This is a genomic window from Rhodoblastus sp., assembly GCF_052145335.1.
Lineage (GTDB): Bacteria > Pseudomonadota > Alphaproteobacteria > Rhizobiales > Beijerinckiaceae > Rhodoblastus.
Window position 1 is genome coordinate 1 of record NZ_JBKQOU010000299.1, and the last position, 6,775, is coordinate 6,775.

Genomic DNA, 6,775 nt, shown 5'->3' on the forward strand with positions numbered 1-6,775 from the left:
CACGCGCTTCTCCGGCCGGGTCGACAGTTTCACCACAATGTCGTCGAAGCCGAAATCCTTGTAGATCGACATCACCATGTCGTTGATCTTCAGCGCCTCGTCCATGATCTGGTCTTCGGTGCAGTAGATGTGCGCGTCGTCCTGCGTGAAGGCGCGCACCCGCATCATGCCGTGAATGGCGCCCGACGGCTCATAGCGATGGACGATGCCGAATTCGGCGATCTTCATCGGCAGGTCGCGATAGCTTTTCAGCCCGTTCTTGAAAATCTGCACATGGCCCGGGCAGTTCATCGGTTTCAGCGCGAAGACGCGGTCGTCCTCGGTCGTGGTGATGAACATGTTCTCGCGATAGGTCTGCCAATGGCCCGAGGTCTCCCAAAGGGCGCGGTCGAGCACCTGCGGCGTATTGACCTCGATATAGCCGGCGTCCTGCTGGCGCCGCCGCATGAAGGAAATCAGGGTCTGGAACAGCGTCCAGCCCTTGGGGTGCCAGAAGATCGTGCCCGGCCCCTCCTCCTGGAAATGGAACAGGTCCATTTCACGCCCCAAACGCCGATGGTCGCGGCGCTCCGCCTCCTCCAGCTGCTTGAGATAGGCGTCGAGATCCTCCTGTTTGGTGAAGGCGGTGGCGTAGATGCGCTGGAGCATCGGCTTGGTCGAATCGCCGCGCCAATAGGCGCCCGCGACTTTCATCAGCTTGAAGGCGTTGCCGATCTTGCCCGTCGAGGGCATGTGCGGCCCGCGACAGAGGTCGAGCCAGTCGCCCTGGCGATAGACCGAAAGTTTCTGGTCGGCCGGAATGGATTCCACCAGTTCGACCTTGAACGCTTCGCCATGGGTCTCGAACCAGGCCTTGGCCTGGTCGCGCGTCCATTCCTCGCGGACAATCGGCTTGTCGGCGGCGACGATCTCGCGCATTTTTTTCTCGATGGCGGCGAAATCCTCGGGCGTAAAAGGCTCCGCGCGGAAGAAATCGTAATAGAAGCCGTTTTCGATCACCGGGCCGATTGTCACCTGCGTTCCGGGAAACAAGGTCTGCACCGCCTCGGCCAGCACATGGGCGGCGTCGTGGCGGATCAGCTCCAGCGCGCGCGGGTCGTCGCGGCTGACGAATTCGATCCTGGCGTCGGCGCCGATCGGCGCGGCGATATCGGTGAGCTGGCCGTCGAGCGCCATCGCCACCGTGCGCTTGGCGAGCGACGGCGAAATGCCCTTGGCTATGTCGAGGCCGGTGATCCCGGATGCGAACTCGCGCTGCGCGCCATCGGGGAAAGTGATCGCAACCATGGTCTTCTCCTTGTGCTCACTCGCCGAGACGAGCCGGCGTAAGCTTTTTGAGGGCACGAATTCCTATTACGATTTGCGCCCGCCGCGCAACACGCGATGATTGACGCGCGGCGGGCTGCAGAGCAAAACTGCGCCTCTCTCGATTTCTCGTCGGTGAAAAGTGCGCGTTTTGAAAAAACAGCTTCGGATTGCTCTTCTGGCTCTTGCCGCCGCCCTGGCCGCCGCCTTCGGCAGCTGGTTCCTCGCCTCCGGCGGACAAGTCGCCGAACCGCTCGAACCGCCTCTCTCGGTCAAGCCGGTGACCACCCATCCGGTCGCGCCGGAAAACGACGATGCGGCGTCAAAAATTTCGGACGAAAGCGCGCCGACCGATCCGCAGGCCCAGGCGGCGCTGGAGGAGAAACTGGCGCAGGCGCCGGAATACCAGGCGTTTTTCAGCCGCATGCGGACCCTCTATCCCGCCGATTACAATGCCGCGATCAAGGCCACGCTGGCGCGGGGCGCCTCAACCCAGGACAATGGCGCCGATCTGTTCCTGTCCGAGGCGATGCGGCAATTGCGCCAGACACGAGGCCTGCTGGGCGCCAAGGCGGGCCAGCAGGCGCTTGACCAGCTTTTCAACGCCAATCGCAAAGTTTTGGGCCAATTGGCGGCGAGCGACGCGGCGCTTTGCGTCGATTTTCTCAATGGCGCCCCGGCGGATCGTTTCATCGCCTTCACCGGGGCCAATCGCGCCTTGATGGCCGAGCAGGCTCTGGCGGGTCTCGAAGCCATGGACGACGGCGCACACAAGAAGATCGACCGGGAGGCGCCAGCCACGCAGGATTTCGACGATCTCGAAAAACTGCTGTTGTCAAAGGGCATGGAAAAACCCGCCATCGACCTGCTGCTCGACGGCAAGACCCCCGACCCGCCTTTGACCGACGCCCAGGCCTGCCAGAACGGCCTCGTCTATCTCGACGCCCTGCAGACCCTGCCTGACTTGCAACGGCTGCGGCTTTACGCCCTGGCGCTGGAAGTTATGGCGCATGAGTGAATTGCAACTCGCCTGATCAGCTGTCCTTCTCAACCGGCTCGCGGTGCGGCGGCCCGACCGCGTCGCAGCGCGGCTTCTTGCGCCAATAGCCGTAGCGCCAGGGATGGAGGGCGTCCGCGCCCGCGCGCAATTTAGGCGGAACCGGATCGAAACCAAGGTCGCCCCAGGGATGGCAGCGGCACAGGCGCGACAGTCCGAGCCAGCCCCCGGCCCATAGCCCGTGCCTCGCCATGGCCTCGTCCATATAGGCGGAGCAGGTCGGCAGATAGCGGCAATTGCGGCCGACCAGCCCGGACAGGCTGAGCCGGTAGAGCCGGATCAGGCCGCGCGCCGCCATGACCGGCGCTTTTCGGAGCAATGAAACCATGTTTTCCAATTGTTAACCCCGCCTGCCAACGCCCCGGGACTGTTGCAAGAAAACGACGGCCGTTGCAATCCTGCCGCAAAGTCGTCAGGGCGCTATTCGCCCGTCTTTTCCGCTGCTAGAACGTCAAACACGATTCGAGGGACCTGTTGTGAAATCTTTGCTGCGCCAATTCGTCATTGCGACCGCCGCCGTGTGCAGCGCCGGCGCCGTTTGCGCCGCCGACCTTCCGTCGCCCGCTCCGCCGCCGCCGCCTCCGATTCCCGACTGGATCGTCACCGTTTCCGGCATGCCCAGCGTCGCTCCGCAATATCCCGGCGCCAAGATGTATTCCATTTATGGCGCGGGCGGGATCTCCATCCGCCGCGCCGACCAGCCAGAACGATTCAGCACGCCCGACGACGGCTTCAGCCTCACCCTCTATGAGAATTCCTGGCTGCATGTCGGCCCGGTCGCACGCTACCTCAACGACCGCCCTCATGAACGCGAATTGGCCGGCCTGGCCTATGTCGACCCCGCCATCGAACTCGGCGGCTTTGTCGAAGTCACGCCCTACAACTGGTTTCGTGGACGCCTGGAAGTGCGGCAGGCCGTGACCGGCTATGACGGCCTGGTCGCGACCTTGAGCGGCGACGTCTGGCATCGCTGGGGCGACCTCACCTTGTCGATCGGTCCTCGACTGAATTTCGGCAACAACAAATTCGCCGAATCCTATTTTTCGGTGACGCCGCAGCAATCCGCGATCAATCTCGCCAATGGCGGCGCCTTGACGCCCTATAACGCTACGGGCGGCCTGACCTCGGCGGGGCTGGCCGTGGCGGCGCGCTACGACTATTCCGAGCACTGGCGCGTTACCGCCATCGGCGGCTATCAGGCCCTGACCGGCAGCGTCGCGAACAGCTCGATCACGGAACATACCGGCTCGACCAACCAGTTCACCGTCGGCATCGAAATCGCCTATCGCTTCCGCACCACCGGCTTGTTCGCCTTCTGAAGCGGCGCTCAGCGCGCGCTTTGTTCCGCGGGCAAGGGCCACGCACTCTTCATCCCTAATGGCGAGGAGGACTCGACAGCCCGTTTTTTTACGGGCTCTCGAGGCCGTCTCGAACCATGGGCAAAAGCTCGACCGAAGGCGAGGCCAACGCCCTCCCTCGCCCTTCGAGACGCCTGCTGAAGCAGGCTCCTCAGAGTGAGCGGATTGCAGAAGCGTGGGTCGTTCATAAAAGTGGAAATCAGTTCCGCTTTTTCATGTGCTCTTCGAGATAGACCAGCGCGACCTGCCGGTCGTTGTCGCTGGCCGCCTTCATGTCCTGCTCGTAGAGCGCATTGACCCATTCCTGCGCTTTGCCGGTCGCGCCCTCGCGCGCCAGTGTCAGCCACATCAGGCCGCGCGCGCGACGCGGCTGCACGCCTTCGCCAGCGAACAGCAGATGGCCAAGCAGCGCCTGGGATTCGACATGGCCCTTTTCGGCGGCGAGGTTGAGCCAGCGCGCCGCCTGCCGGTTGTCCTTGGCGACGCCGGCGGCGCCGTCCATATAGAGGCGCGCCAGGTTGTACTGGGCGTTGGAATCGGAAAAATTGGTCGCGGCGTAAAGGAACATCCGCATGGCGGCGTCGGGGTCGGCGCGCAGGCGCGAACCGGGGATGCCATTAAGCTCGAATACGCCGACCGCGACGAAAGCGCTGGCCACCACCGACTTTTCCCGCCAATTGGCGTTGTCCTCGTCGTAGCGGTCCACGATTTCCTGGAAATATTGATAGGCCTTGTAATCGTCGCGCGGCACGCCGTCGCCGGCGGCGTACATTTTGCCGAGCTTCCATTGCGCCAGCGGCTCGCCGCCGGCCGCAGCGTATTTCAGCGCTTCGACCGAAGAAACCGAATTGCCGGCGCGGAAATTTTCGAGCGCCGATTGCAAAGCCTGATGGGGATCCTTGAACATGTCGAGGGCCTGCCCCTCGGGCGCGGACTTTTCCGGGCCGTCGAAGGCGCAGGCCGGCGCGGCGACGCCAAGAAATCCGGCCAAAAATATACGCGCCAACACGGCCATGCCCAAACCTTTTCCGCGCTGGCGACGCCAGACTTTTCACGCTACTTGGCCCGGCTGAAAACCGCGCCCTTTCGCCCTAGATCAAGCGTTCCGTTTATGGCTGAATCGGGGCGCCGTGCTTTCAAACTTCAGGCATTGTGAAGTTGATTTGGCGATGTGGCGCCCAAGCCACAAAAGCGGTGTTCCAAAACCGCAAGGCGGCAAAGTAATACGCAAAAAGGGTTGCTGAATTTCCAATCGGAAGGAAAATTTTCCGAAAGGGCGGCTTCGGCCAAGGTTTCCCTCTCGCCTAACCCAGAGTACTCTTGGAGAAGGCTCTGTTCCGGAAAACCCATGCTGCGCCCCTTGACCGAGCGACCCATCGGCCCCGACGGCTTTTCCGCCGCGCGCGGATCCGTGCTGACTCCCGTCGGCAGCGGATTTTTCAAGCGTTTCATGATCTTCGTCGGTCCGGGCTATCTCGTCGCCACCGGATATATGGACCCCGGCAATTGGGCCACGGCGCTCGCCGCCGGCTCGCAATTCGGCATGCGGCTGCTGTTCGTCGCCGTCCTGTCCAGCCTGATGGCCATTGTCCTGCAGTCCCTGTCGGCGCGGCTCGCCTTCGGCGCCAATCTCGATCTGGCCCAGGCCTGCCGCGCCCACTTTCCTCGCCGCGCCACGATCTTCCTCTGGGTGACCCAGGAGGGGGCGATCCTGGCGACCGATCTCGCCGAAGTGATCGGCACGGCGATCGGCCTGCAACTGCTGTTTGGCCTGCCTCTGTGGCTCGGCGCGGTCATCACGGCGCTGGACGTCGGCTTGATCCTGCTGTTCGAGCGTTTCGGCTTTCGCAAGCTGGAAGCTTTCGTCATCGCCTTGCTTGTGGTGATTTCAGCATGTTTCGCCGCGCAACTATTTTTCGCGCGCCCCGACTGGGCGGCGGCGGCGCGGGGGCTTGCCCCCACCGCCGAACTCGCGACCAACCCCCAAATGCTCTATCTGGCGCTCGGCATCCTCGGCGCCACGGTGATGCCGCATAATCTGTTTCTGCATTCGGGCATCGTCCAGACGCGCTATGTCGCGCCCGATTTCGCGGCGCGGCGCGAGGCCATCCGCTTCGCCCTGGCCGATTCCGCTTTCGCCCTGATCTTCGCCATGACGATCAATGGCGCGATCCTGATCCTGGCGGCGGCGGCGTTTTTCGCCCACGGCCACACCGAGGTTGTCGAGATTTCCGACGCCTATCGGCTGATCGCGCCGCTGCTCGGCGCGCCGCTGGCGGCCAAGCTTTTCGCCATAGCCCTGATCGCCTGCGGGCTGAACTCGTCGCTGACGGCGACGCTCGCGGGGCAATTGATCATGGACGGCTTCATCCGCCTGCGGATGTCTCCCGCCGGCCGCCGCCTGGTCACCCGCGCGCTGACGATCACGCCGGCCGTCGCCACGGCCCTGATCGCCGGCGAGGGCGCGGTCGGGCGCCTTCTGGTGTTTTCGCAGGTGGCTTTGAGTTTCGCCCTGCCCTTCGCCATCCTGCCGCTGGTATGGTTCACCGGTTCGCGGCGGATCATGGGGCCCTTCGTCGCCAGCCGCGCCACGACGATATTGGCCGGCGCGATCGGCGTCGGCGTGACATTGCTGAATATCAAGCTGATCTACGACAGCATTTTCGGGTAATCCTCAGCGCAGGAGCGAAGCGCGCGGTTTAGCTCGCGTAACGCATCTATCGCTTCGTTGAGAAGAAGGGCTGCGTCGTCCCGGTCCGTCCGCAAAGAGGCGAGGATCCGCACTGGAGCGTTTTCAAGCGAAGTGGATACCGGTTCGCATGAAGAAAACGCGTAAAAACAAAAAACTAGAGCCCGGATCTGATTCAATCGGATCGGAAAAGGCTCTAGTAACAATTTGGATCCAAGCATGCGTTAAGGGAAGTGACGCTACCCGATCCGCATTCCGGTTGTCCGCAAATAACGTTTCTTTCGGAGCCGTCCGGCTCATGGAAATAGGACTTGACCCTGTGCGATGTGTTATTGTGATGACTGCATCCAGAATCATCTTTATTAT

General features: G+C 62.7%; 8 protein-coding genes. 3 read left to right on the plus strand and 5 right to left on the minus strand.

All coding sequences use genetic code 11. From position 1 onward, the window contains the following. On the minus strand, positions 1 to 1,287 hold a 1,287-nt coding region (thrS, locus tag ACLP2E_RS18180; protein WP_442466740.1), incomplete at its 3' end, for a threonine--tRNA ligase. 169 nt (positions 1,288 to 1,456) lie between these two features. Between thrS and ACLP2E_RS18185 the strand changes: the two genes are divergently transcribed. After that, complete coding sequence (locus tag ACLP2E_RS18185; protein ID WP_442461895.1) at positions 1,457 to 2,323, plus strand: hypothetical protein; 867 nt, start codon at positions 1,457 to 1,459, stop codon at positions 2,321 to 2,323. 16 nt (positions 2,324 to 2,339) lie between these two features. Here the strand turns inward: ACLP2E_RS18185 and yidD are convergent, their stop codons facing one another. Continuing rightward, positions 2,340 to 2,690 carry a membrane protein insertion efficiency factor YidD gene (gene yidD, locus ACLP2E_RS18190; protein ID WP_442466741.1) on the minus strand — a complete coding sequence of 117 codons (351 nt, stop codon included), beginning with the start codon at positions 2,688 to 2,690 and terminating at the stop codon, positions 2,340 to 2,342. Positions 2,691 to 2,838: 148 nt separating this feature from the next. Between yidD and ACLP2E_RS18195 the strand changes: the two genes are divergently transcribed. Further along, positions 2,839 to 3,681, plus strand: coding sequence for a MipA/OmpV family protein (locus ACLP2E_RS18195; RefSeq protein ID WP_442461893.1), 843 nt, complete (start codon positions 2,839 to 2,841; stop codon positions 3,679 to 3,681). A gap of 238 nt (positions 3,682 to 3,919) precedes the next feature. On the opposite strand, the gene ACLP2E_RS18200 is transcribed toward ACLP2E_RS18195, so the two are convergent. Together ACLP2E_RS18200 and ACLP2E_RS18205 are read right to left on the minus strand one after the other, a co-directional pair. After that, positions 3,920 to 4,735, minus strand: coding sequence for a tetratricopeptide repeat protein (locus ACLP2E_RS18200; RefSeq protein WP_442461892.1), 816 nt, complete (start codon positions 4,733 to 4,735; stop codon positions 3,920 to 3,922). Positions 4,736 to 4,863: 128 nt separating this feature from the next. Beyond that, complete coding sequence (locus ACLP2E_RS18205) at positions 4,864 to 5,070, minus strand: hypothetical protein (RefSeq protein ID WP_442466742.1); 207 nt, start codon at positions 5,068 to 5,070, stop codon at positions 4,864 to 4,866. Between ACLP2E_RS18205 and ACLP2E_RS18210 the strand changes: the two genes are divergently transcribed. Continuing rightward, the gene (locus tag ACLP2E_RS18210) at positions 5,069 to 6,391 is read left to right on the plus strand and encodes an Nramp family divalent metal transporter (RefSeq protein WP_442466743.1); all 1,323 of its coding nucleotides are present in this window, start codon (positions 5,069 to 5,071) and stop codon (positions 6,389 to 6,391) included. The two genes, ACLP2E_RS18205 and ACLP2E_RS18210, sit on opposite strands and share 2 nt — an antisense overlap. A gap of 123 nt (positions 6,392 to 6,514) precedes the next feature. Here the strand turns inward: ACLP2E_RS18210 and ACLP2E_RS18215 are convergent. Further along, positions 6,515 to 6,775 (minus strand): hypothetical protein (locus tag ACLP2E_RS18215; RefSeq protein ID WP_442466744.1); only part of this gene is annotated, 261 nt, incomplete at its 5' end.

What these genes read in the sequence shown, in the direction of transcription:
- yidD (WP_442466741.1), bottom strand. Translation starts at nt 2,690, where the DNA reads ATGGTTTCATTGCTCCGAAAAGCGCCGGTCATGGCGGCGCGCGGCCTG.
- ACLP2E_RS18200 (WP_442461892.1), bottom strand. Translation starts at nt 4,735, where the DNA reads ATGGCCGTGTTGGCGCGTATATTTTTGGCCGGATTTCTTGGCGTCGCC.
- ACLP2E_RS18210 (WP_442466743.1), top strand. Translation starts at nt 5,069, where the DNA reads ATGCTGCGCCCCTTGACCGAGCGACCCATCGGCCCCGACGGCTTTTCC.
- ACLP2E_RS18205 (WP_442466742.1), bottom strand. Translation starts at nt 5,070, where the DNA reads ATGGGTTTTCCGGAACAGAGCCTTCTCCAAGAGTACTCTGGGTTAGGC.